We start from the raw sequence: 24,087 nt of genomic DNA, 5'->3' as shown, positions 1-24,087 counted from the left end.
TGCCTGTTTAATGCGGTGGGGTTACCCGAAGGTAACCGTACCGGCCTGCGCGTCGATCATTTTTGTCCCGCAGCAGGACAAATTTCCGATATCGTCAGGCGGCGATCGCGAATGGCTGGATTTCGCCCGCCAGATATTGCGCGCGCGCCTTCGACCGGCTTAATTTGCCCGAGCTGGTCCGCGGCAGGGTGCGCGGCGGAATCAGCTCGATCACACAGTTCATGCCGGTGATCGCGCGGACGCGTTCGCGGATCGTCTCGCGCAGCAAGGCGCGTTCGGCATCGTCGCTGGTGCGGCACTGGACGAGCACCGCAGGCGTTTCCTCGCCGCCCGGCGCGGTGATCGCGAAGGCCGCGATATCGCCCGACTTGAAGCCCGGCAATTGTTCGACCGCCCATTCGATATCCTGCGGCCAGTGATTCTTGCCGTTGATGATGATCATGTCCTTGGCACGGCCGACGATGTAGATGTAACCATCTGACAAATAGCCCATATCCCCGGTATCGAGCCAGCCGTCGACCAGACAGGCGGCGGTCGATTCGGGGTCGCGGTAATAGCCGGTCATCAGCGACGGACCGCTGCACCAGACCTTGCCCACCGTCTGGTCGGGCAGGATGTTGCCGGCTTCGTCGCGGACCTCGATCGTCATGTCCTTGACCGCGCGGCCGCAGTTGACGATCGCGCGATAACGCGTCGGGCGGCCGGCGTCATTCGCCGCGCCCGACAATTCGGTTTCCTCGACCAGTTCGACGACAATGCCCTGCCCAGGCGGCATGATGCTGACCGCGAGCGTCGCCTCAGCGAGGCCGTAGCTCGGCAGGAAGGCGGTCGCCTTGAAACCCGCATCGGCAAAGGCGTCGACGAAGCTTTGCATGACGTCGGGACGGATCATGTCGGCGCCATTGCCAGCGACGCGCCAGCGCGACAGGTCGAAGCGGTCGGCGACGTGGGTCTGGCTCGAGATGCGGCGCGCGCAGATGTCGTAACCGAAGGTCGGCGAATAGCTGAGCGTCGTGCCCTCGTTGCGGCTGATCAGGTCGAGCCAGGCGAGCGGACGGCGGGCGAAATCCTCGGTCTTCAGATAATCGACCGACACTTGGTTGGCGACGGGCGACAGCAGGCAGCCGACCAGACCCATGTCGTGATACCAGGGCAGCCACGAAATGCAGCGGTCGCTGTCCTGGAGCTGCATCCCGTGCGAATGCGCCGACAGATTGTTGAGCAGCGCGCCGTGGGTGACCGCGACGCCATGCGGGAAGCGCGTCGAGCCGCTGCTGTACTGAAGATAACAGGTCGCGTCGCTATCTTGCACCGGCAGGTCGGTCACGGGCGCCGGGCGCTGTTCGAAGGCGCTCCAGTCGATCGGGGTCACACCCTTCGCTTCGGCGGCTTCGATCGCCATCGCCGCGATTTCGGGCGGGAAAAACAACATCACCGGGTCGCAGCTCGTCAGCTGGACATTGAGCTGGCCGACATAGGAGTCGCGGCCACCGAAGCTGGTCGGCAGCGGCAGCGGTACCGGCCAAGCGCCGGCATAGATGGTGCCGAAGAACAGCGCCGCAAATTCGGGGCCGGTTTCGGCGATCAGCGCGATGCGGTCTTCGGGCTTCACCCCCGCCGCGATCAGGCGATAGGCGGTGGCGATGGCGTCGGCCTGCAGCTCGCGGTACGGATAAGGCCGCGTCAGACGCCCACGCGGATCGTGGAAATTGAGCCCGCGCGAGCCGCTGGCGGCATAATCGAGTGCTTCGCCGACCGTGGCGAAATCCGAAAAGCGGCGCGGCTGGGCGCAATGGGTCGGCGTCGGCGCGAGGCCGTCCGCGGCATCTGCGGTGAGGGCAGGATTTTCGGTCATAATGGGTGCTGAGTCCCGTGAACCGGGCTGCGCGGCAACAAGCATGTCATCTTTCTGAGCCATGTTATCGTGCGCGAACCCTATATTGTTGGAACAAAATGGCCCGTTTCCGGGCTTTGTTGCCCGATATGGCGGTGCTGATCGTTCTCAATCGGGCCCGACTGTGGCATAAACATGGCATATGGCCAACCGCTACGCTCGTTCCGACCGGTCTCCGAAGCCTTTGGGCGCAGCAAAGCTCGACGAACTGGCGCTCGCCTATGTGGCGCGATTCGCGACCAGCCGCGCCAAGCTGACGCGCTATCTTTCCCGAAAAATTCGCGAATCCGAATGGGTTGACGAAATTGACGCCATGGCCGCGTGCGAGGCGATTGCCGGCCGGATGGAGCGGCTCGGCTTTCTCGACGACCGCCAATATGCCGCGATGCGCGCCGGGGCGATGACGCGCCGCGGGCTGGGCGTCCGGCAGGTCAAGGCACAGCTCTTCGTCGACGGAATCGCGCCCGGCGACAGCGAGGATGCGCTGTCGGAAGCCGAGGACAAGGCGCTGGCGTCGGCGATCGGCTTTGCGCGGCGGCGGCGCTTCGGGCCGTTCGCGATGCGCGCGGCCGACGACCCGGCGATGCGCGAACGGCAGGTCGCGGCCTTTGCCCGCGCGGGCCACAGCCTCGCGCTCGCGCGGCGGATTCTGGCGGTCGCGCCGGGGGACGAGGATGCCCTGGCCACGCTGGACGCCGAAGCGGCGCTCGACTAGGCCGGGACATCATTTCCGGCGAAAGGATCTTGCCGATGCGTGCCGTGCTTGCCGCCCTTGCCCTGTCGTTCGTCTTGCCGATGGCAGCGTGCAGCTCGCACGGCAACGGGGCGGAACAAGCCGCGACCATCCCGCTGACCATCGCAGCGGGCGAAAAAGTGCATAAATTCAACGTCGAAGTGGCGCGCACCGCCGAAGAGCAGCAGCAGGGGCTGATGTTCCGCACCAGCCTGCCGGCGGGCGGCGGCATGCTCTTCCCGTTCGAAAAACCGCGCATCGCGAGCTTCTGGATGAAGAATACGCTGATCCCGCTCGACATGATCTTCGTCCGCGCCGACGGCAGCATCGACCGGATCGCCGAAAACACCATCCCCGAATCGCTCGAACCCGTCGCCAGCGGCGGCGAGGTGGCGGCGGTGCTCGAACTGGCGGGGGGCACGGCGGCCGAGCTTGGCCTCGACGAGAACGCCAGGGTGACATGGGACGACAAGAAATAGCGGTGCGGCGGGCGGTTTGCGGCTTGCGGATTGCGCCAGCTTGGCTGTAAACGCCGCAGCCATGAGCATTTTGGGCAAGATTTTCACCTGGTGGGACGGCGCGACCGTCGGCACGCTGCTGAACAGCTGGAGCACCGGCGAGAAGGTAGGCGAGGACAGCCTCGGCAACCGTTATTTCCGCGCCAAGAAGGGCGGCCGCCGCTGGGTGATCTATAACGGATCGAACGACGCGAGCCGCGTCCCCCCCGAATGGCACGGCTGGCTGCACGGCACTTTCGAGGAGCTTCCCGCCGATGTCCTTCCCGCGCCGCGTGCGTGGGAAAGGGAGCCGACCGCCAATCTTACCGGCAGCACCGGCGCCTATCGCCCGGCGGGCGCGCTCGAACGCGGCGGGCATCGCGCCGCCGCGACGGGCGATTACGAGGCCTGGCGGCCCGGCGCCGAGTGAGCGCCGGCGTGACGAGGCTGACCAGTGCGGCGGGGCTGGCGATTGTTGCCGCCATGTCGCTCGCAGCTTGCGACCGATCACCCGCCACGAAAACGGGCGGTACCGACAAGGCGCCGCAGATCGCCAAATCGGAACGCGTGCCGCAGGAAGTCGGCGGCATCGAGGGCGCAACCCCGATGGCCGATCGCGTCGCGGTGCTCGGCCTGCTCAACAAGCGCAACGGGCTGGTCCGCGATCTCGAGATGAAGCCCGGCGATTCGGCGCGCGTCGGCCGCGCGATCGTCCGCCTGCGCGCGTGCGAACAGACCGCGCCATGGGAAGACCCGCCCGAAACCGGTGCCTTCGTGCAATTGACCGTGCAGGACCAGCGCGACGACAAATGGTATCGCGTCTTTTCGGGCTGGCTGTTCAAGGAACGGCCCGACCGCAACGTGATCGAGCATCCGATCTATGACGTTTATGTCAAAAGCTGCGCGATGACATATCCGGGCGGCGAGCCGGTCGCGCGTTCGGCGCCGAAAGCCGCGTCCGGCGCCGCCGCGCCCAAGGCGTCGAGCGCCCCCCAGTCGCCGGCGACGAACGGCGGCGAGGGAAGCCCGGCACCCGCCGCAGCGCCCGCGCCGGCACCCAAGGCCCCGCCGGCACCTTCCGACAATACCGAGTAAAGCCGCGCCAGATAATCGCGCTGGGGAATTTCGATCGCCCCGAGGCTGGCGAGGTGCGGCGTGATGAACTGGCAATCGAGCAACTGCCACCCCCCGGCGCGCAGCCGCGCGACGAGATGCGCCAGCGCGACCTTCGACGCGTCGCGCGCCCGGCTGACCATCGATTCGCCGAAAAAGGCGCGCCCGAGTGAAACGCCATAGAGTCCGCCGGCCAGCGCGCCGTCCAGCCACACCTCGACGCTGTGCGCATGGCCGAGCCGGAACAGGCGCTCGTAACTCGCCTTGATGACCGGGTTGATCCACGTCGTCGGGCGGTCGTCGGCAGACTCGGCGCACAGCGCCATCATCTCGGCAAAGGCGGTGTCGGTGGTGACGCGAAAGCGGTCGGAGACGATGACCTTCTTCAGGCTGCGCGACAGGTGAAAGCCGTCGAGCGGCAGGATCGCGCGCAGCCGTGGTTCGACCCAATGGACCGACGGGTCGTCCGCCCCGTCGGCCATCGGGAAAAGCCCCTGCGCATAGGCGCTCAGCAGCAGCGCGGGGTCGATGGTCTCTATATGCTTCAGCTTGCTGGCTTCACGAATTTCAGCGTCATCCGGTCCGACTCGCCGATCGCCAGATATTTCTCGCGGTCCTTGTCGCCTTCGGTCAGGTTCGGCGGCAGCGTCCACACGCCCTTTTCATAATCGTGCGTGTCCTTGGGGTTGGCGTTGATATCGCTCTCGCCGACGAGCTTGAAGCCCGCCGCCTCAGCGAAACCGACGACCGAAGAGCGCTTCATATAGCCGCTCTTTTCCTCGAGCGCCGAAGCCATCTCCTCGGGCAGCCGGTGCTCGACGACGCCGAGCGTGCCGCCGGGCTTCAGCATCGCAAAGATCTGCTTGAACGCATCCGCCGTCTTGTCGGCGCCGCCGAAGCGCCAGTTGTGGACGTTGCGGAAGGTCAGCACGACGTCGGCGCCGCCGTCGGGAACCTTGTCGCCCGCGCCGGTGCCCGGGAATTCGGCGAGCTTGACGGCGCCATAGGTCGCGGCGTCCGCCGCCTGCTTTTCCTTGATCCTGTTCAGCCCTTTTTCCCACGGCGCCGCGACATAGAGCGTGCCGCCGCCGGCCTTGGTCAGCGGGGCGAGGATTTCGGTGTACCAGCCGCCGCCGGGCCACAGTTCGACGATCGTGTCGCCCGGCTTGACCCCGAAGAAAGCGAGCGTCTCGGCGGGGTGGCGATATGGGTCGCGCGCGGTGTTGGCGGGGCTGCGGGTCGAAGCGGCGACCGCGGCGGCAATCGCCGTGCCGTCGGCATCGGCGCTTTGGTGGGCGGCGTGCGCGTCGTGACCGGCATGGCCGTCCTGTGCGAAGGCGGCGGGACCCGAAAGGGCGATGGCGGCACTTGCAACCAGCAACAGGGAACGCATATGGGCAACCTCTCTCTTGGGGGGAATGCCCCTGTTTGCGTAGGGATGCGCGGCAATGCAAGTATCCATGCTCTCGCTCGGCATCGGCGCCGCCGCGATGTTCGGTTTCGCCGAGGTCGCCGACTGGCGCCGCCGCAACCGCCGCGACGTCGACAAGGTCGGATTCATGCCGTGGCGCGGGATCGCGATGCTGTCGGCGATGGTGGCGCTGCTCTCGACCGCGCTCTGGCTGCACCAGTGATGCGGCGCCGGTGACGACGCTTCCCGTCATCGATATCGCGCCGCTGCGCGCGATGGACGATGCGGAGATGGTGGAGCGCACGGCCGCGGCGATCGGCGCGGCGAGCGCCGAATTCGGTTTCTTCTACGCCGATGGACATGGCATCGCCGACAGCCTCGTCGCGCGGCTCGAAACGGCGAGCCATCGTTTCTTTGCGTTGTCCGACAAAGAGAAGGCCGAAATCGCGATGGCGCATGGCGGCATCGCATGGCGCGGCTGGTTCCCGCTCGGCGGCGAGCTGACCTCGGGCCTCCCCGACCGCAAGGAGGGGCTTTATCTCGGCGAGGATCTGGCCGCCGACGACCCGCGGGTGGTTGCCGGCTGGCCGCTGCACGGCGCCAACCTCTGGCCGCGCGCGGTCCCCGAACTGCGGCAAGCGGTGGGCGACTATCTGGACGCGGCGGTCGCTGCCGCCGAGGCGCTGATGCGCGGCATGGCGCTCGCGCTCGGCCTGCCCGCGGAGCATTTCGCGGCGGGCATGACGCGGCGGCCCACCCTGCTTTTTCGTATCTTCCACTATCCTCCGGACGGCGCGCCCGGCCGGTTCGGGGTTGGCGAGCATAGCGATTACGGCTTGCTCACGCTGCTCGGGCAGGACGGCCATGGCGGGCTGGAAGTGCGCGCCGCGAACGGCGACTGGATTGCCGTGCCGCCGCAAGGACGGATGCTGGTCGTCAATATCGGCGACATGTTCGAACGGCTGACGCGCGGCCGCTTCCGCTCGGCGCCGCACCGCGTGATCAACGCATCGGGACGCGACCGGCTGTCCTGGCCTTTATTCTATGATCCCGATTTTGCCGCGCCGGTCGATCCGCTGCCGATCGCGGCTACGGCGCGCAGCCTGCCGCGCTGGGACGATGTCGACGTCCATGCGGCCAGCGGCACCTATGGCGATTATCTGCTCGGCAAGGTCGGCAAGGTCTTTCCCGACCTCGCCGGCAAAGCGTTTCGCGACTGAGCCCTTAGAGGCACGCCTCGAGATAGGGCTGGTCGAAACCGTACTGGCGCGCCTTTTCGAGCGTATAGGGGCGCAGGCCCATCGCGCGATATTCGCCGACGATCTTGCCGTCCTTGTCCTCGTCGAGATATTCGAACTTGAACAGTTCCTGGGTGACGATGACGTCGCCTTCCATGCCGATCACCTCGGTGACGTTGGTGACGCGGCGCGACCCGTCGCGCAGACGCTTGATCTGGACGATCATGTCGACCGAATCGGCGATCTGCTTCGAGATCGCTTCCTTCGGAATCTTGATGTCGCCCATCAGCACCATATTCTCCATACGGCCGAGGCATTCGCGCGGGCTGTTGCTGTGCAGCGTACACATCGACCCGTCGTGACCCGTGTTCATCGCGGCGAGGAGGTCGAAACACTCCGAGCCACGGACTTCGCCCATGATGATGCGGTCGGGACGCATACGCAGCGCGTTCTTGACGAGGTCGCCCATGTGGATCGCGCCATTGCCCTCGAGGTTCGCGGGGCGCGTTTCCAGCGGCAGCCAGTGCGGCTGCTGCAGGCGAAGTTCGGCGGCATCCTCGATCGTCAGGACGCGCTCGCCGGGGTCGATCATCTTGGAGAGGGCGTTGAGCATCGTCGTCTTGCCCGAACCGGTACCGCCCGAGATGACGATGTTGAAACGGCTCGCGCCCGCGATCTTCAGCGCGGTGCACATCTTCTGGCTCATCGCGCCCCACTGGCAGAGCATGTCGAGCGTGATCGGCTTGGCCGAGAATTTACGAATCGAGATCGCGGTGCCGCGCAAGGAGAGCGGTGGCACGATCACGTTCACACGAGAACCGTCCTTGAGACGGGCGTCGGCAAGCGGCGTCGTCTGGTCGACGCGGCGGCCGACCATGTTACAGATGCGCTGTGCGATCTGGAACAGATGCTGTTCGTCGCGGAACTGGATCGGCGCGATGACGAGCTGGCCCTTGCGTTCGATATAGGTCTGGTACGGGCCGTTGACCATGATGTCGCTGATGTCGGGATCGGCGAGCAATTCCTCGAGCGGGCCGAAGCCGAGCAGTTCGTCGACGAGCACCTTTTCGAGCGCGAACTGTTCGCGGCGATTGAGCGTGATGCGCAGTTCGGCAAGCACTTCGAGGATGATCGGGCGGAATTCCTCGGTCAGCTCGTCCTTGCTCAGCGTCGCCGCGGCTTCGGGATCGACGCGTTCGAGCAGGCGCGGCAGCACCTGTTCCTTGATCTTGTGGACGCTAGCCTCGAACCCCTGGGCCTTTTCGGGTTCGGCCATTTCGGCGGTCGAACGCTGGTTCAGCCGTTCCATCGCCTCCATTTCGGGCGACAGCGGACCCGACGGCGACTCGGGCATCGCGGCCGGCTCGATCGCCGGAAACTGGCTGCCGCCGGCTGCTCCGCCACCGCCCTGCATCGGCTTCGCCACGCCAAAAGCGGGGCGGCCTGCGGTTCCGGGTCGACGTCCGAATGCACTCATCGCGTGGGTCCTGCCTCTATTTATACGGGAAACCGCGACATTTGTACGCGGACCCCCAATCCGACAGGGTGAATAATCCGGAAACTTTGACATTCTCCTAATGCGGAACGTCGAAGCGCCCGCACGGGCACAAGGGCTTTGCGGCCGGACGGCGATCCTCCCATTCCCCCTTGCCGACTCCGGCGCATCGGCCTATATGCGGCGTACTTCTTGACATGGTTAGCCAGTTGGGACGTCGGGGCCGCGGGCCGCGGCGGCCGTTCCTGCATGGCTTCCGGTTCATGGTTTTGGGAATTTTCATTGGTCGATATCGGCGTCCTCAATGCGATCATCGCGCCCGAAGCCGAGGCGATGGGCCTCGCGCTGGTGCGCGTCGCCTTTTTCGGCGGCGAGAGCGACCCGACGCTGCAGGTGATGGCCGAACGGCCCGACACGCGCCAGCTGACGATCGACGATTGCGCCGACCTGTCGCGCCGCATCTCGGACCGGCTCGACGCGCTCGAGGAAGCGGGCAAGGACCCGATCGACCAGGCGTACCGGCTGGAGGTCTCGTCGCCCGGCATCGACCGGCCGCTGACGCGCCGCGCCGATTTCGCCGACTGGGCGGGGCATGAGGCAAAGATCGCGCTCAAGGAAAAGCTGAACGGGCGTCAGCGTTTCAACGGCGAGCTCGTCGGCATCGACGGCGATACCGTCAGGATTTTGGACAAGGAAGAGGTGGAGCACAGCTTGCCGTTTGACGCGATCGACACGGCAAAGCTCGTCCTCACCGACAAACTGATTGCCGCAACCGTCCCGCTCTCGATCGAGGGCGCCGACGAAATGGAAGAAGAAGGACAGGACTGATGGCCACTGCCATTTCCGCCAACAAGGCCGAACTCCTCGCGATTGCCAATTCGGTCGCCAGCGAGAAGATGATCGACAAGACGATCGTCATCGAGGCGATCGAGGAAGCAATCCAGCGCGCCGCGCGCGCCCGCTACGGCGCCGAAAACGACATCCGCGCCAAGCTCGACGCCCAGACCGGCGACCTCCGTCTGTGGCGGGTCGTCGAGGTCGTCGAACAGGTCGAGGATTATTTCAAGCAGGTCGACCTCGCGTCGGGCCAGAAGCTGCAGAAGGACGCCAAGATCGGCGACTTCATCGTCGATCCGCTGCCCGCGGTCGACCTTGGCCGCATCGACGCCCAGTCGGCGAAGCAGGTGATCTTCCAGAAGGTCCGCGAAGCCGACCGCGAGCGCCAGTATCAGGAATTCAAGGACCGCGCGGGCGAGATCATCACCGGCGTCGTCAAGTCGGTCGAATTCGGCCACATCGTCGTCAACCTCGGCCGCGCCGAGGGCGTCATCCGCCGCGACCAGCAGATCCCGCGCGAACTGATGCGCGTCGGCGACCGCGTCCGCGCTTTGATCCTGTCGGTGCGCAGCGAAACCCGCGGCCCGCAGATTTTCCTCAGCCGCGCGCACCCCGACTTCATGAAGAAGCTGTTCGCGCAGGAAGTGCCCGAAATCTACGACGGCATCATCGAGATCAAGGCGGCCGCCCGCGACCCGGGTTCGCGCGCCAAGATCGGCGTCATCAGCTATGACGGCAGCATCGATCCCGTCGGCGCCTGCGTCGGCATGAAGGGCAGCCGCGTGCAGGCGGTCGTCCAGGAAATGCAGGGCGAAAAGATCGACATCATTCCCTGGTCGGAAGACACGGCGACCTTCGTCGTCAACGCGCTCCAGCCCGCAACGGTCCAGCGCGTCGTCATCGACGAGGACGACAGCCGCATCGAAGTCGTCGTTCCCGACGACCAGCTCAGCCTCGCCATCGGTCGCCGCGGCCAGAATGTCCGTCTCGCCAGCCAGCTCACCGGCAGCCAGATCGACATCATGACCGAAGCCGACGCGAGCGAGAAGCGCCAGCGCGAATTCGTCGAACGCTCGACGATGTTCCAGGAAGAACTCGACGTCGACGAAACGCTCGCGCAGCTGCTCGTCGCCGAAGGCTTCGGCGAACTCGAGGAAGTCGCCTATGTCGGTATCGACGAACTCGCGAGCATCGAAGGCTTTGACGACGAACTGGCGCAGGAGCTGCAGAGCCGCGCGACCGAAGCGCTCGAACGCCGCGAGGAAGCCTCGCGTCAGGAACGCCGCGGGCTCGGGGTCGAGGACGATCTGGCCGATATTCCGCACCTGACCGAAGCCATGCTCGTCGTGCTCGGCAAGGCGGGGATCAAGACGCTCGACGACCTCGCCGACCTCGCGACCGACGAACTGATCGCCAAGAAGCGCACCGACAACCGTCGCGGCCCGCCGCGCGGCGAACGCGCCGAGGACAAGGGCGGCGTGCTCGGCGAATATGGCCTCAGCGAAGAGCAGGGCAACGAGATCATCATGGCGGCGCGTGCGCACTGGTTCGAAGACGAACCTGCAGCCGAAGCAGCGCAAGCCGGGCCCGCGGCGGAGCCGCAAAACGGGGAGGCCGCCGATGCGGACCCCGCGCAATGATCAGCTGACCGAAACCGACCGCGCAAAGGGGCGCGGCCAGCATGTGCCCGAGCGGCGCTGCGTCCTCACCGGCGAGGTTTCGCCGGCGGAGCAGCTCGTGCGTCTGGCGCTCGGCCCCGACGGCAGCGTCGCGCCCGACGTGCATGGCAAGGCGCCGGGACGCGGCGCGTGGATCGGCGTGTCGCGCGCCGACCTCGAAACCGCGCAGGCGAAGGGCAAGCTGAAAGGCGGGCTAGCGCGTGCGCTGCACGAGGGTCAGTTCACCATCCCCGACGATCTGGGCGAGCGGATCGAGGCACAGCTTCGGCGCGCGACGCTCGACCGGCTGGGGCTTGAATCCCGCTCGGGAACGCTGATCAGCGGCAACGAAAAGATCGAGCAGGCGGCGCGGCGCGGACAGGTCCGGCTGTTGCTCCACGCCAGCGACGCGGGCGAGGATGGTCGCAAGAAACTGGCGCAGGCGTGGCGCGTCGGCGAGGATGACGAGGGCTCGGGCCGCGAGGGCCAGGTCTTGCCGGTGGACCGGCACACCCTATCTATGGCATTGGGCCGCGAGAATGCGGTGCATCTGGCGATTACGGACGCCCGCGCGGCGGACCGGGTGCTGGCGCATTTGAGCCGCTGGCAGTTTTTCACAGGATGGAGTAGGGACGCGGCCAACCGCGATTCCGATCCGCTTGCCCCGCCGCCCGCCGGCGAGGAAAAAACAGGGACGGCGCCTGCTGGCACCGCCGCTTCGGACGCGTTTTGAAGGAATGATGGTTTTCGATGAGTGACGAACAGGACAAACCGACCCTTACCCGCAAGCCTCTGGGGCTGAAGCGGACGGTCGAGGCCGGGCAGGTGCAGCAGCAGTTCAGCCACGGACGCCGCAACACGGTGGTGGTCGAGGTGAAGCGCCGCCGCGTGCTCGGTCGTCCGGGCGAAGCCGCTCCGGCGCCCGAGGTCGAAGAGGTTCAGGCCGCTCCGGCGCCCGCGCCCGCCCCGGCACCCGCCCCGGCGCCCAAGCCTGCGGCGCCGCGCGCGACCGAGTCCGACAGCCTGATGTCGCGTCAGGAACGCCAGGCGCAGTTGCTCCGCGAAGCCGAAGAGGCCCGCATGGCGGCGCTCGAGGAAAATCGCCGCCGCGACGAAGCGGCGCGCGCGCGCGCTGCCGAGGAAGAAAAGGCGCGGGCCGAAGCGCGTGTCGAACAGGCGGCCGCCAAGGCGGACGAACCCGCTCCGGCGCCGGCTGCTGCCGAACCGGCCGTACCCGAAGCCCCCGCCGCAGCCGCCGAGCCGCAGGCCGAGGCTGCGCCGCGTCCTGCGACCACCAGCGCCGCTCCTGCGCCGCGCCGCTTCACGCCCGTCGAGGCGCCCAAGCGCCCCGAACCCAAGCGCCCCGAGCCGAAGGCGAACCGCGGCACCGACAATCGCCGCCAGTCGGGCAAGCTGACCGTCACGCGCGCGCTCAACGAGGACGAGGGCGCCCGCGCGCGCAGCCTCGCGGCGCTGAAACGCGCCCGCGAAAAGGAAAAGCGCTCGCACATGACCTCGTCGGGTCCGCGCGAGAAGCAGGTCCGCGAAGTCGTCGTTCCCGAATCGATCACGGTACAGGAACTCGCCAACCGCATGGCCGAAAAGGGCAGCGATCTGGTCAAGGCGCTGTTCAAGATGGGCAGCCCGGTCACGATCAATCAGGCGATCGATCAGGACACCGCCGAACTGCTCGTCACCGAGTTCGGGCACGAGATCAAGCGCGTCAGCGAAGCCGATATCGACATTCGCCACGACGAGGATGTCGACGATGCCGCGCAGCTCAAGCCGCGCGCCCCGGTGGTCACGATCATGGGCCATGTCGACCACGGCAAGACCAGCCTGCTCGACGCGCTGCGCGGCGCGAATGTGCAGGCGGGCGAGGCCGGCGGCATCACCCAGCATATCGGCGCCTATCAGGTGAAAGCGAATGACGGCAGCGTCATCACCTTCCTCGACACGCCGGGCCACGAAGCCTTCTCCGACATGCGCCAGCGCGGTGCCAATGTCACCGACATCGTCATCCTGGTGGTCGCGGCCGACGACGGGCTGAAGCCGCAGTCGATCGAGGCGATCCACCATGCGAAGGCGGCCGGGGTGCCGATCATCGTCGCAATCAACAAGGTCGACAAGGACGGCGCCAACCCGCAGCGCGTCCGCGAACGCCTGCTCGAGCACGAGCTGGTGGTCGAGGAAATGGGCGGCGACGTCCAGAATGTCGAAGTCTCGGCGCTCAAGAAGACCGGCCTCGACAAGCTGCTCGACGCGATCGCGCTGCAGGCCGAGATCATGGAGCTGAAGGCGAACCCCGACCGCGCCGCCGAAGGCACGGTGATCGAGGCAAAGCTCGACAAGGGCCGCGGCCCCGTCGCGACGATTCTCGTCCGTCGCGGGACGCTGAAGGTCGGCGACATCTTCGTCTGCGGCGCCGAAAGCGGCCGCGTCCGCGCGCTCGTCGACGACCATGGCAAGCAGATCAAGCAGGCGACGCCGTCGATGCCGGTCGAAGTGCTCGGTCTCGGCGGGGTGCCGATGGCCGGCGACACGCTGACCGTCGTCGAAAATGAGGCGCGTGCCCGCGAGGTCGCCGCCTATCGTCAGGAACAGGCGACCCGCAAGCGCACCGAACAGGCGCCGGTCAGCCTCGAAGGCATGTTCTCGGCGCTCGCCGACAAGGCGAACGTCATCGAATATCCGGTCATCGTCAAAGGCGATGTGCAGGGCAGCGTCGAGGCGATCGTCAATGCGCTCAACAAGCTGTCGACCGACGAGATCCGCGTCCGCGTGCTCCTGTCGGGTGCCGGTGCGATCACCGAAAGCGATGTGACGCGCGCGGCGTCGACCGGTGCGCCGATCATCGGCTTCAACGTCCGTCCGAACGCCAAGGCGCGCGAAATCGCGGCGCGCGAAAAAGTGCGCTTCATGTACTATGACGTCATCTATCACCTGACCGCCGACGTGGCGAAGGAGATGGCGGGCGAGCTCGGTCCGGAACGCATCGAAAACGTCGTCGGCCGCGCCGAGGTCAAGGAAGTCTTCCCGGCCGGCAAGCGCGACAAGGCCGCCGGCCTGCTCGTGCTCGAAGGGTCGATCCGCAAGGGCCTCCACGCGCGTCTCACCCGCGACGACGTCATCGTCTCGGCGACGACGATCGCGTCGCTGCGCCGTTTCAAGGACGACGTCGCCGAAGTGCGCGCCGGTCTGGAATGCGGTGTCGTGCTGGCCGATACCAACGACATCAAGCCGGGCGACCACCTCGAAGTCTTCGAGGTCGAGCTGCGCGAACGGACGCTGTAATTGAAAACCCCCGCGTTCCCCGCCGGTGCGGGGACGCGGAAGGAATCGATAGATGCGGCATAAGGAACAACCCCAGGGCCCGTCGGTGCGCGTGCTGCGCGTGGGCGAGCAGGTGCGTCATGTGCTGAGCGAAATCCTCGCGCGCGGCGACGTGCACGACGATGTGCTGGCGACGCATCCGGTCAGCGTGACCGAGGTGCGCATGTCGCCTGACCTCCGCCACGCAACGGTGTTTGTGAAACCGCTGCTCGGCAAGGATGAGGCGGCGGTGCTCAAGGCGCTGCGCACCAACACCGCCTATCTGCAGCGCGAGGTCGCGCATCGCATCCGCATGAAATATGCCGCGAAGCTCAAATTCCTCGCCGACGAAAGCTTCGACGAGGCGAGCCATATCGATCAGCTGCTACGCGATCCGAAGGTGCTGCGCGATCTGGGGGGCGGGGATCCGGAATGATGGGCCGCTGGATCGCGGTGGTCAGTGCGACCCTGATCGCGATCGCGGTGGCTCTCGGCGTGTCGCTGTCCGGCGGCGAGCAAGAATGGCATGTGGCGCGGGGCGCGCTCGATGCCGATTGCAACAATAGCGGCGCCAATCCTGACGGCAGCGTGCAGTTCATGGTGATATGTCCGCGATCGGCGACGTCGCCCGACGGACGCTGGAAGGTCGTTCAGACGCCGCCCACCGGCGGCGAACAGGAAATCTACGACGTTCGGATCGAGGATGCGCACGGGCGAATCATCGGTTCGATCCCTGCTCTCAATGACAGCATGCCGTTCGTGCTGCGATGGTCGCCGCGGCGCGACTGGTTCCTGATCAATCATTGGATCGGGTCGGGCCTGGAGCAGCCGCGTGTGTTTCAGGTGACGCCGTCCGGAATCGTGGAGCATCGGCGTCATCTGGATGCCGGGCTTGCGCAAGCGCACCGCGTTTCGCCGTGCCTTCCCGTCGACAAAATGGAGGCTTCCGGCAGCGGCGTCAGATGGTCGCGCGATGGGCGGCGGCTCGCTTGGGTCTATGCGACGCGCCCCGACATGTGCGTTTTCTATGGCGACATGTCGGTCCCGATTCCTGCCGACAAGCAATGGAAACCGTTCCTGATGATCTCGGATGTCGACACCGGCGCAGTTGTCGCAGACTCGATCCGTCTGCTCGCAGACGAGGGCAAATGGGATTTCCCGACCGACGGTCCCTATTCGGCATTCTGACGCTGCGGGCGTCTATTTCGCCTTCGGCATTTTAATCCCCGCTGCCTGCTCCAGTTCGACCAGCGCTTCCTCCAGATAATCGATCATCCGCTGCGCATGCGGCACGCTCCGCCGGCAGGCGGTGATGCCGAAGTCGATATTCTTGAAATTCGACACCTGCGTGATGTTCATCGCCATGCCGTCGACGGGGATGCTCGCGGGATACATGCCGTCGAGCCGCGCGCCGTTCCAGTACATCTGCTCGCGCGGGCCGGGAACGTTCGAAATCGTTACGCTGTACGCCGGGAATTTGTCGGCGGTGCGTGTCAGTGCGGTCAGCATCATCGGGAAGCTCGTGATCGCCGTATAGAGCTGGATCTGCCCCGCGGTCATCGCGCGGAGCTGCGCCTTGGCGGAGTTCATCGATTCCTGGATCATCGCCATGCGTGTCGCCGGATCGTCGATATGCGTCGCGAGATTGGCGGTCACCGACGCGACCGAATTGCCCGAATCGATATCGTCCTTCGGCCGGATCGACACCGGCGCCATGGCTTTCAGCGGCTTGTCTGGTAGCTCGTTCAGCGATTGCAGATATTTGCGCATCGCGCCCGCGCACATGCCGAGCACCGCGTCGTTGATCGTTCCGTCATAGGCCTTGCCGACCGCACGCACGCGCTCCAGCGACCAGCTTTGCGCGACGAAGCGCCGCGCGCCGGTAATGTTGCGGTTGAAGCTGGTACGCGGTACCCCGGCGAAGGGCGTGACCAGCCCGTCGCCGCCAAGGCCGAACATCGCGGCGAGATATTGGTTCATCGCCTTGGTCACGCCAACGCTGTTGCCCCATTGCTCCTTCAGGAAATCGCCGATCGCCTTGATGTCCATCAGGTTGGGGCGCGGCGGTTTCTTCGGTGCCGGGAACTGGCGTTTATACGCTTCATAGGCCTCGACCGACAGCGGCGACGCGGCGCGCCGCTCCTTCGGGTCCGCCGACAACATCGAATTGTAGAAATGGATGCTCGCCGCGCCGTCCATCAGCGCATGATGGACCTTCTTGAAGGTCGCGATCTGGCGATTGGGCAAGCCCGAGATCAGGGTGATCTCCCACAAGGGCCGGGTGCGGTCGAGCAGTCCCGAATGGAGCCGCGAGGCGAGTTCGAACATCTCGCGATAGCGCCCCGGCTTGGGCAGCGCCGAGGCACGGACATGGTAATGCATGTCGATGTCGCGGTCGGGTTCGAGGCGGATCGGGCCATATTGGCCGAGCGGGGTGAGCTTCAGCACCTCGCTGAACGGGCGCCGCAGCCCTTCGGATTGCCGGAGCAGCGCGAGCTGTTCGTTGAGCCACTCGGTCTCGTCGACCCCTTCGGGCAAGGTGTAGAGATTGATGCCGCCGATATGCATCGGCATCTCGCGGCTCTCGCCCACCAGGAACATCGCATCGCTGACCGGCATCAGGCGCATTCGCAGCTCTCCCCACTGAATATGCTGCACTCTTTGGATGCAGCATGACAGCGGCGGTGGGCGAGTCAAGCTGCGCTCACAGATCGGGGTGACGGAGAGGGAATGGCGCGGTATCTCCCACCCATGGCCAAGCTCTATTTCTACTATGCCAGCATGAACGCCGGCAAATCGACGACGCTGCTGCAGGCGGATTTCAATTATCGCGAGCGCGGCATGGAAACGATGCTGTGGACCGCGGCGCTCGACGACCGTTACGGCGCCGGACAGGTGACAAGCCGGATCGGGCTGATGGCCGAGGCGCATAAATTCGACCCCGACAGCGACCTGTGGGAAGCGGCGAATGCGGAAAACCGGCAACGCCCGCTGGCCTGCATCCTCGTCGACGAGGCGCAATTCCTGTCGCGCGAACAAGTCTTCCAGCTCGCCCGGCTCGCCGACGAGGCGAATATCCCGGTGCTCTGCTACGGCCTGCGCACCGATTTTTCGGCGGCACTGTTTCCCGGCTCGGCGGCGCTGCTCGGCATCGCCGATGCGCTCGTCGAATTGAAGGCGGTGTGCGAGTGCGGACGCAAGGCGACGATGAACCTGCGCGTCGATGAAAATGGCCGCGCCGTGGTCGAAGGGGCGCAGACCGAGATCGGCGGCAACGATCGTTATGTCGCGATGTGCCGGCGCCATTTCATGGCCAAGCGCCGCGAAGCAGCAAAGGTGCTGGCCGATGCGTGACCGTCTCTATGTCGAACTCGCGGATGGCGACCTCCGCCTCGTCAAGCTGGCGGAAACGCATCGCGAGGCGCTGCGCGCCGTCTGCGCCGCCGACGCCGATATCTGGCCGATCTATTCGTCGAGTTTCGGTCCCGACCATTTCGATGCCAGCTTTACCGCGCTGATCGGACACGATGCCCGCATGCCCTATGCGATCGTCGACGGCGACCGGCTGGTTGGAATGACCGCCTATCTGCGCCCCGACTGGTCGGCGGAGACGGTCGAGATCGGCAACAGCTATATCCATCCCGATGCGCGCGGCACCGGTTTCAACGGGCGGGTCAAGCGGCTGATGCTCGACCATGCGTTCGGCGCCGGCATCCGCCGCATCGAATTCCGCATCGACGAGCGCAACAAACGTAGCCAGGCGGCGGTCGCCAAGCTCGGTTGCACGAAGGAAGGCGTGCTGCGGTCCGAACGCATCACCTGGACCGGATATGTCCGCGATACCGGGCTGTGGTCGTTGTTGGCGGCGGAATGGCGCGCGCGTTCGTAGCAGGGGTCAGCACCGGTTCAGACTCGCTGTGCTATCCGCCGTCCATGAAACAGAAACTCGCACTCTCCCTGGCCGCCATGCTGCTTCCCCTTTCTGCGGCGGCGGCCACCGAGCCCGCTGAGGCGCCGCGTGCGCTCGGCGTCGAATCGAGCATCACCTTCCCGAGCGACAGCACGATCCGCAACTGGCGCGCCGACCGCGAACGCGGCATCTGGATCGAGGGTCGCAGCGGCGAATGGTTTTACGGCACCTTCGCCGGGACCTGCCGCAATCTCGACTTCGCCGAAGCGATCGGCGTCGATACGCGCGGCGTCTCGCGGCTCGACAAGTTCGGGACGCTGATCGTGCGCGGCCAGCGTTGTATGCTGACCAGCTTCGTCACCTCAGCGCCCCCGCCGACGAAGGAAGAACAAAAGGCGGCGCGCGAGGCCGAAAAGGCCGCCAAAAATTGACAAGCCCAAATTGACAAGCTCCGCCTCGGCGCCCTAGCGGCGCTGCGATGAACGGCTGGATCATTCTCGACAAACCGGTGGGGCTCGGATCGACGCAGGCGGTGGGCGCGGTCAAGCGCGTGTGCCGCGAGGCGGGGCTGGGCAAGGTCAAGGTCGGTCACGGCGGGACGCTCGACCCGCTCGCCTCGGGCGTGCTGCCGATTGCGCTCGGCGAGGCAACCAAGCTCTGCGGCCGGATGCTCGACGCCAGCAAGATTTACGACTTCACGATTGCATTCGGGACCGAGACCGCAGGACTCGATGCCGAGGGCGAGGTTGTCGCGACGAGTGACATCCGGCCGACCTTGGCCGACGTGGAGGCGGTGCTGCCGCGCTTCACCGGGCCGATCGAGCAGGTGCCGCCGGCCTATTCGGCGATCAAGATCGACGGCGAGCGCGCCTATGACCGCGCCCGCAAAGGCGAAGCGGTCGAGATGAAGGCGCGGGCCGTCACTGTCCATTCGCTGCGCGCGGGCGGCGATGCGGGAGAGGGGCGGCTTGAATCTATCACCCTCACCGCGCATGTCTCCAAAGGCACCTATATCCGCAGCCTCGCCCGCGACATTGCCCATGCCGTCGGTAGCGTCGGCCACGTCACGATGCTGCGCCGCACGAAAGCCGGGCCCTTCACGCTCGAACAGGCGATTTCGCTGGACAAATTAAACGCTTTCGGCCAAGGGGCCGCCCAATCAGAAATATTTCTGCCGCTCGAGGTAGGGCTGGTCGACATCCCGGCTCTGAACCTTTCCCCGGAAGCGGCAGGGGCGATCCGTCAGGGTCGCGTCTGGACCGGGGGTAGCACGGACGACGGGCTCTATTGGGGAAGGGACAGCGAAATGCGTCCCGTTGCCCTGATCGAGGCTTTGGCGGGAACGCTGAAGGTCGTCCGCGGCTTCAATCTTTGACACGATGTTCGAAGGAAGTTTGCATATGTCGATTACCGCCGAGCGCAAGACCGAAGTCATCAACGACAATGCCCGCAAACAGGGTGATACCGGCTCGCCGGAAGTGCAGGTCGCGATCCTGACCGACCGCATCAACAATCTGACCGACCATTTCAAGGCGAACCACAAGGACAATCACAGCCGCCGCGGCCTGCTGATGATGGTCAACAAGCGCCGCAGCCTCCTCGACTATCTGAAGAAGAAGGACGAGGCACGCTATCAGGCACTGATCGCGAAGCTGGGTCTCCGCAAATAAGAATTTCTGGCGGCCCCGGACTTCCGGGGCCGCTGTCATATTGGTCCCGTGCAATCGCGCCGGACCGCAGGGCCGCTCCCGCATCCGGCGGGACCGCCATAGGGCAGACCGATGCCCTGAACCGCCCCGGGCCGGATTGCCCGGAATCAGAGGCCCCGCCCGGCATAGGGCCCGGCGGGCGAAGGAAACCACATGTTTGACGTGAAAAAAGTATCGATCGAGTGGGGCGGTGAAACGCTGACGCTCGAAACGGGCAAGGTTGCCCGCCAGGCCGACGGCGCCGTGATGGCGACGCTGGGCGAAACGGTCGTTTTGTGCGCCGTGACCGCCGCGAAGTCGGTGAAGGACGGGCAGGACTTCTTCCCGCTCACCGTCCATTATCAGGAAAAATATTCGGCTGCCGGCCGCATCCCGGGCGGCTTCTTCAAGCGCGAACGCGGCGCGACCGAAAAGGAAACGCTCGTCAGCCGCCTGATCGACCGTCCGATCCGCCCGCTGTTCCCCGAAGGTTTCTATAACGAAATCAACGCCATCGCTCAGGTGCTGAGCTATGACGGCCACAACGAGCCCGACATCCTCGCGATGGTTGCGGCGTCGGCCGCGCTCACCATCTCGGGCGTGCCCTTCATGGGCCCGATCGGCGCTGCGCGCGTCGGTTATGTCGACGGCGAATATATCCTGAACCCGACCGACGCGCAGGTTGCCGAAGGCGACCTCGATCTGGTCGTCGCCGCGACTTACGATGCGGTGATGATGGTCGAATCCGAAGCAAACGAGCTGTCGGAAGAGGTCATGCTCGGCGCCGTCCTGTTCGCGCACGACGCGTGCAAGGAAGTCGTGAAAGCGATCGTCAAGCTCGCCGAGCAGGCCGCCAAGGATCCGTGGGAAGTCGCCGCCGGCGACGACAATGCCGCGATCAAGGACAAGCTCAAGAAGCTGATCGGCAAGGACATCGCCGCCGCCTACAAGCTCACTGACAAGTCGGCGCGCTCGAACGCGCTGAACGAAGCACGCGCGAAGGCGAAGGCGCAGTTCACCGAGGATGGCCTCAGCCCGCAGGACGTCATGGCCGGCATCAAACTGACCAAGAAGCTGGAAGCCGAGATCGTTCGCGGCGCCATCCTCAAGGACGGCAAGCGCATCGACGGCCGCACGACGACCCAGATTCGCCCGATCGTCGCCGAAACGCACTTCCTGCCCCGCGCCCACGGCTCGGCGCTGTTCACCCGCGGTGAAACGCAGACGATTGCCACGGCAACGCTCGGCACCAAGGAAAGCGAACAGATGGTCGATGGCCTCAATGGCCTGTCGTACCAGAACTTCATGCTGCACTATAACTTCCCGCCCTATTCGGTCGGCGAAGTCGGCCGCTTCGGCGCCCCGGGCCGCCGCGAAGTCGGCCATGGCAAGCTGGCGTGGCGTGCGCTGCACCCGGTGCTGCCGACGAAGGACGAATTCCCCTACACGATCCGCCTCACCAGCGACATCACCGAGTCGAACGGCTCGTCGTCGATGGCGTCGGTTTGCGGCGGCAGCCTTGCGATGATGGACGCCGGCGTGCCGATCAAGCGCCCCGTCTCGGGCATCGCGATGGGCCTGATCCTCGAAGGCAAGGATTATGCGATCCTGTCGGACATCCTGGGCGACGAGGATCACCTCGGCGACATGGACTTCAAGGTCGCCGGCACGTCCGAAGGCATCACCACGATGCAGATGGACATCAAGATCGCGGGTATCACGCGCGAGATCTTCGAAGCCGCGCTGAACCAGGCCAAGGAAGGCCGCGCGCACATCCTCGGTGAAATGAACAAGGCGCTCGGCGAAACCCGCAGCGAATTGTCGGCGCACGCGCCGCGTATCGAGACGATGCAGATCGACAAGTCGAAGATCCGCGACGTCATCGGCACCGGCGGCAAGGTGATCCGCGAGATCGTCGCGACCACCGGCGCCAAGGTCGACATCGACGACGAAGGCCTGATCAAGATTTCGTCGAGCGACCTCGACCAGATCGAGGCGGCCCGCAAGTGGATCAGCGGGATCGTCGAGGAAGCCGAAGTCGGCAAGATCTATGACGGCAAGGTCGTCAACCTTGTCGATTTCGGTGCGTTCGTGAATTTCATGGGCGGCAAGGACGGTCTCGTCCACGTCAGCGAAATCAAGAACGAACGCGTCGAGAAGGTCTCGGACGTCCTCGCCGAAGGCCAGGAAGTCAAGGTCAAGGTGCTTGAGATCGACCAGCGCGGCAAGGTCCGCCTGTCGATGCGCGTCGTCGATCAGGAAACCGGCGAAGAGCTGGAAGACACCCGTCCGGCCCGCGAACCGCGCGAACCGCGCGGCGATCGTGGTCCGCGCCGCGACGGCGACCGCGGTGACCGTGGTCCGCGTGGCGGCGGTGGCCGCGATCGCGGTCCGCGCCGCGACGGCGGCGACCGTGGCGATCGTGGTCCGCGCCGCGAGCGCAACGACGGTCCGGAAGATCAGGGCCATGTGCCCGATTTCCTGAAGGACTAAGTCCTTCGGCTATCGAACAAGGGAAAGGGGCCGCGCTTGCGGCCCCTTTTTCGTTGGCGGTCCAGGACTTGCAGGCTCGGTATCGTTGGCGGCTGGGGTAGGAAGCGGACGTTTCCAACTTTTGTCATCCCCGCGAAAGCGGGGACCCAGAGTAGTGTAAACCCGCCCTGGGTTCCCGCTTTCGCGGGAATGACACAATTGAGGAATTCCAAACGACTTACGTCCACTCCCGGCCGAAAGCAGCCATTCCTTCCTGTCACTCCCCGACCGCAAATTTCCTAGGGCTTCGGCGCCAGCGGACTCCCCGCATTCCATCCCGGCGCGCTATCCTTGTTCGCGACCCGGTCGACCAGCGCGTAAAAGAAGCGGTTGAAATCGCCCGCCGCCTGCCAGTCGATCGGCTGATCCGGATCGTCCTGCGGCGTGTGATAGCCGGTCTTGTACCAGTGCCGGTATATTTCCTCGCTCTTCGTGCCCGGGCGATATCCGAAGACGAAGCCCGTCGCCGGGATGCCCGCCTTGATGAACGCCCAATGCTCGGAGCGCTTCAGCATATTGCGTTCGGGTTCGGGGTCGCGCTGGACCGCGACGCCCAGCCCCGCCGCCACATCCCGGGCATCGGCGCCGAGGCTGTTGTCGTCCAGCGCATGGACGGTGAGCAGATCGAGCGGGAAGATCGGCCGGAGCTGGTCGAGGTTGATGTTCCCTGCCAGCGCCGCCTTGGGGAGCGTCGGATGCGCGACGAAATATTCGCCGCCGAGCAGGCCCTTTTCTTCGCCCGCAAAGGCCGCGAACAGCACCGGGCGCGCATAACCCTTGCCCTGCCGCTGCTGCGCGAGGCGGATCAACAGCGCGACATAGGCGGCATCGTCGAGCGTGCCGTTATAGAGATTGTCGCCGTCGATCGGCTCGCCATAGCCATAACCGTCGAGATGGGCGGACAGGACGATCGCTTCGCCGGCGCGCGCGGGATCGGTCCCGGGCAGCAGCCCCAGCACGTTCGACGAGCTGATCCACCGGGCCTTGGTCTCGAAACGCGCGTCGAGCGGATCGGCGATGTCGAACGCCGGCAGCGGCTCGCCGCGGCTGCCCCGCGCGATCAGGTCGGCGGCTTCGGCGCCGCTCTTGCCGGTTAGCGTGCCGAGCGCGTCCGCGTTGACGACGATCCGCACGAAGCGGTCGGTATCGGCGGGTGCCCCCGCGAGCTTGACCTGCCGCGCGTAAGCAGCGGGCCAGCGCGGTGGCTCGACGGTGAAGCCGGGGTCGGCGATGCTCAATATGCCGATGCCGCCCGCCGCCTTGACCGCGGCTTCGCGATCGGCATCGCCGGGCAGTCCGGCGCGCCGCGTCGCATGGCAGATGACGATCTTGCCTGCGACCGTGCCCAGTACCGACGCATCGCAATAGCCGCGATAGGCGAGCGGGGCGGTGAACTGCAAAGGCATCGCCGCCGTGGGGGTGAAGCGATAATCGTGCAGGAAGGTCAACGGACGGCCGCCGACGCGCAATGCGGCGCGGGTGATCGCGATCTCGTCCATGGCCACCGGCTGGAACCAGCCGCCGTCGTTACCGGCGGGCTTGAGCCCGGCCGCCGCGAAGGCGCGCGCGACGACATCGGCAGCGCGGTCATAACCCGCCGAACCGGTGTCGCGGCCTTCCATCGCGTCGCTCGACAACTCCTCGGTGATCGACCACCAGGCTTTGGTGTCGGCGTCGGCCGTTTCGGGCGGTGATGCCAGCGCGGCCGTTGCCAGGGAAGCCGCCGTCAGGCTTGCCGCACACAGAAGCGATGGAAAACGCATGCCAAT

General features: G+C 65.8%; 23 protein-coding genes and 1 pseudogene. 18 read left to right on the top strand and 6 right to left on the bottom strand.

Features of this window, described 5'->3' with window-relative positions; translation table 11 throughout:
- Nucleotides 1-94: 94 nt before the first annotated feature.
- Nucleotides 95-1,855, bottom strand: a complete 1,761-nt coding sequence (locus LH19_RS19590) for a fatty acyl-AMP ligase (protein ID WP_054731480.1) — start codon at nt 1,853-1,855, stop codon at nt 95-97.
- Nucleotides 1,856-2,036: 181 nt separating this feature from the next.
- Here LH19_RS19590 and LH19_RS19585 point away from each other — a divergent pair, with 181 nt between their 5' ends.
- The 4 genes and pseudogenes from LH19_RS19585 to LH19_RS29750 form a co-directional block, all read left to right on the top strand.
- Nucleotides 2,037-2,609, top strand: a complete 573-nt coding sequence (locus LH19_RS19585) for a regulatory protein RecX (RefSeq protein ID WP_054731479.1) — start codon at nt 2,037-2,039, stop codon at nt 2,607-2,609.
- A gap of 35 nt (nt 2,610-2,644) precedes the next feature.
- Nucleotides 2,645-3,106: a DUF192 domain-containing protein gene (locus LH19_RS19580; protein ID WP_054731478.1), complete on the top strand. Its 462-nt coding sequence runs from the start codon at nt 2,645-2,647 to the stop codon at nt 3,104-3,106.
- 61 nt (nt 3,107-3,167) lie between these two features.
- On the top strand, nt 3,168-3,554 hold the full coding sequence (locus LH19_RS19575) for an NADH:ubiquinone oxidoreductase subunit NDUFA12 (protein ID WP_054731477.1): 387 nt from the start codon (nt 3,168-3,170) through the stop codon (nt 3,552-3,554).
- Between the two features lie 53 nt (nt 3,555-3,607).
- A pseudogene (locus LH19_RS29750) lies at nt 3,608-3,967 on the top strand (DUF2155 domain-containing protein); the annotation flags it as partial.
- A 44-nt stretch (nt 3,968-4,011) separates the two neighbouring features.
- Here the strand turns inward: LH19_RS29750 and aat are convergent.
- Complete coding sequence (aat, locus tag LH19_RS19565) at nt 4,012-4,776, bottom strand: leucyl/phenylalanyl-tRNA--protein transferase (protein ID WP_054733945.1); 765 nt, start codon at nt 4,774-4,776, stop codon at nt 4,012-4,014.
- 5 nt (nt 4,777-4,781) lie between these two features.
- The gene (locus LH19_RS19560; RefSeq protein ID WP_054731475.1) at nt 4,782-5,630 is read right to left on the bottom strand and encodes a class I SAM-dependent methyltransferase; all 849 of its coding nucleotides are present in this window, start codon (nt 5,628-5,630) and stop codon (nt 4,782-4,784) included.
- A gap of 55 nt (nt 5,631-5,685) precedes the next feature.
- On the opposite strand from LH19_RS19560, the gene LH19_RS28790 reads away from it, so the two are divergent.
- Both LH19_RS28790 and LH19_RS19555 read left to right on the top strand, forming a co-directional pair.
- On the top strand, nt 5,686-5,871 hold the full coding sequence (locus LH19_RS28790) for a hypothetical protein (RefSeq protein WP_145923529.1): 186 nt from the start codon (nt 5,686-5,688) through the stop codon (nt 5,869-5,871).
- A 10-nt stretch (nt 5,872-5,881) separates the two neighbouring features.
- The gene (locus LH19_RS19555) at nt 5,882-6,868 is read left to right on the top strand and encodes an isopenicillin N synthase family dioxygenase (RefSeq protein WP_054731474.1); all 987 of its coding nucleotides are present in this window, start codon (nt 5,882-5,884) and stop codon (nt 6,866-6,868) included.
- Between the two features lie 4 nt (nt 6,869-6,872).
- Here LH19_RS19555 and LH19_RS19550 read toward each other — a convergent pair whose 3' ends face one another.
- Nucleotides 6,873-8,363 carry a CpaF family protein gene (locus LH19_RS19550; protein ID WP_054731473.1) on the bottom strand — a complete coding sequence of 497 codons (1,491 nt, stop codon included), beginning with the start codon at nt 8,361-8,363 and terminating at the stop codon, nt 6,873-6,875.
- A gap of 300 nt (nt 8,364-8,663) precedes the next feature.
- Here LH19_RS19550 and rimP point away from each other — a divergent pair, with 300 nt between their 5' ends.
- Genes rimP through LH19_RS19520 form a run of 6 tightly spaced genes read left to right on the top strand, consistent with a single transcriptional unit; the run spans nt 8,664 to nt 15,376 of the window.
- Entirely contained in the window at nt 8,664-9,209 is a 546-nt protein-coding gene (gene rimP / locus LH19_RS19545; RefSeq protein ID WP_054589192.1) for a ribosome maturation protein RimP, read from the top strand.
- Nucleotides 9,209-10,858 (top strand): transcription termination factor NusA, encoded by a 1,650-nt coding sequence (gene nusA, locus LH19_RS19540; protein ID WP_054731472.1) that lies wholly within the window; start codon nt 9,209-9,211, stop codon nt 10,856-10,858. Before rimP ends, nusA begins: the two co-directional genes overlap by 1 nt.
- A complete protein-coding gene (locus LH19_RS19535) occupies nt 10,839-11,609 on the top strand; it encodes a DUF448 domain-containing protein (protein ID WP_082395923.1) in 771 nt (256 codons plus the stop codon). Before nusA ends, LH19_RS19535 begins: the two co-directional genes overlap by 20 nt.
- A 17-nt stretch (nt 11,610-11,626) precedes the next feature.
- Nucleotides 11,627-14,170: a translation initiation factor IF-2 gene (gene infB / locus LH19_RS19530; RefSeq protein WP_054731471.1), complete on the top strand. Its 2,544-nt coding sequence runs from the start codon at nt 11,627-11,629 to the stop codon at nt 14,168-14,170.
- 52 nt (nt 14,171-14,222) lie between these two features.
- Complete coding sequence (rbfA, locus tag LH19_RS19525) at nt 14,223-14,624, top strand: 30S ribosome-binding factor RbfA (protein WP_054731470.1); 402 nt, start codon at nt 14,223-14,225, stop codon at nt 14,622-14,624.
- A complete protein-coding gene (locus LH19_RS19520; protein WP_145923528.1) occupies nt 14,621-15,376 on the top strand; it encodes a hypothetical protein in 756 nt (251 codons plus the stop codon). Before rbfA ends, LH19_RS19520 begins: the two co-directional genes overlap by 4 nt.
- A gap of 12 nt (nt 15,377-15,388) precedes the next feature.
- Here the strand turns inward: LH19_RS19520 and LH19_RS19515 are convergent, their stop codons facing one another.
- The gene (locus tag LH19_RS19515) at nt 15,389-16,816 is read right to left on the bottom strand and encodes a WS/DGAT/MGAT family O-acyltransferase (protein ID WP_054731468.1); all 1,428 of its coding nucleotides are present in this window, start codon (nt 16,814-16,816) and stop codon (nt 15,389-15,391) included.
- Nucleotides 16,817-16,939: 123 nt separating this feature from the next.
- On the opposite strand from LH19_RS19515, the gene LH19_RS19510 reads away from it, so the two are divergent.
- The 6 genes from LH19_RS19510 (at nt 16,940) to pnp (ending at nt 22,279) form a co-directional block, all read left to right on the top strand.
- Nucleotides 16,940-17,542 carry a thymidine kinase gene (locus LH19_RS19510; protein WP_054731467.1) on the top strand — a complete coding sequence of 201 codons (603 nt, stop codon included), beginning with the start codon at nt 16,940-16,942 and terminating at the stop codon, nt 17,540-17,542.
- Nucleotides 17,535-18,077, top strand: a complete 543-nt coding sequence (locus tag LH19_RS19505; RefSeq protein WP_054731466.1) for a GNAT family N-acetyltransferase — start codon at nt 17,535-17,537, stop codon at nt 18,075-18,077. The genes LH19_RS19510 and LH19_RS19505 overlap by 8 nt, the downstream gene beginning before the upstream one ends.
- A gap of 44 nt (nt 18,078-18,121) precedes the next feature.
- Entirely contained in the window at nt 18,122-18,529 is a 408-nt protein-coding gene (locus LH19_RS19500; RefSeq protein ID WP_234715973.1) for a DUF6491 family protein, read from the top strand.
- A gap of 47 nt (nt 18,530-18,576) precedes the next feature.
- Nucleotides 18,577-19,473: a tRNA pseudouridine(55) synthase TruB gene (gene truB, locus LH19_RS19495; RefSeq protein WP_054731465.1), complete on the top strand. Its 897-nt coding sequence runs from the start codon at nt 18,577-18,579 to the stop codon at nt 19,471-19,473.
- A gap of 25 nt (nt 19,474-19,498) precedes the next feature.
- The gene (rpsO, locus tag LH19_RS19490) at nt 19,499-19,768 is read left to right on the top strand and encodes a 30S ribosomal protein S15 (RefSeq protein WP_054733936.1); all 270 of its coding nucleotides are present in this window, start codon (nt 19,499-19,501) and stop codon (nt 19,766-19,768) included.
- Between the two features lie 192 nt (nt 19,769-19,960).
- Nucleotides 19,961-22,279 (top strand): polyribonucleotide nucleotidyltransferase, encoded by a 2,319-nt coding sequence (gene pnp, locus LH19_RS19485; RefSeq protein WP_054731464.1) that lies wholly within the window; start codon nt 19,961-19,963, stop codon nt 22,277-22,279.
- Nucleotides 22,280-22,557: 278 nt separating this feature from the next.
- On the opposite strand, the gene LH19_RS19480 is transcribed toward pnp, so the two are convergent.
- Nucleotides 22,558-24,081 carry a M28 family peptidase gene (locus tag LH19_RS19480; protein ID WP_082395921.1) on the bottom strand — a complete coding sequence of 508 codons (1,524 nt, stop codon included), beginning with the start codon at nt 24,079-24,081 and terminating at the stop codon, nt 22,558-22,560.
- Nucleotides 24,082-24,087 lie beyond the last annotated feature (6 nt).

It is taken from the genome of Sphingopyxis macrogoltabida (assembly GCF_001314325.1).
In the GTDB taxonomy this organism is placed as follows: domain Bacteria; phylum Pseudomonadota; class Alphaproteobacteria; order Sphingomonadales; family Sphingomonadaceae; genus Sphingopyxis; species Sphingopyxis macrogoltabida.
This window is presented reverse-complemented; position numbering and strand designations above follow the sequence as displayed.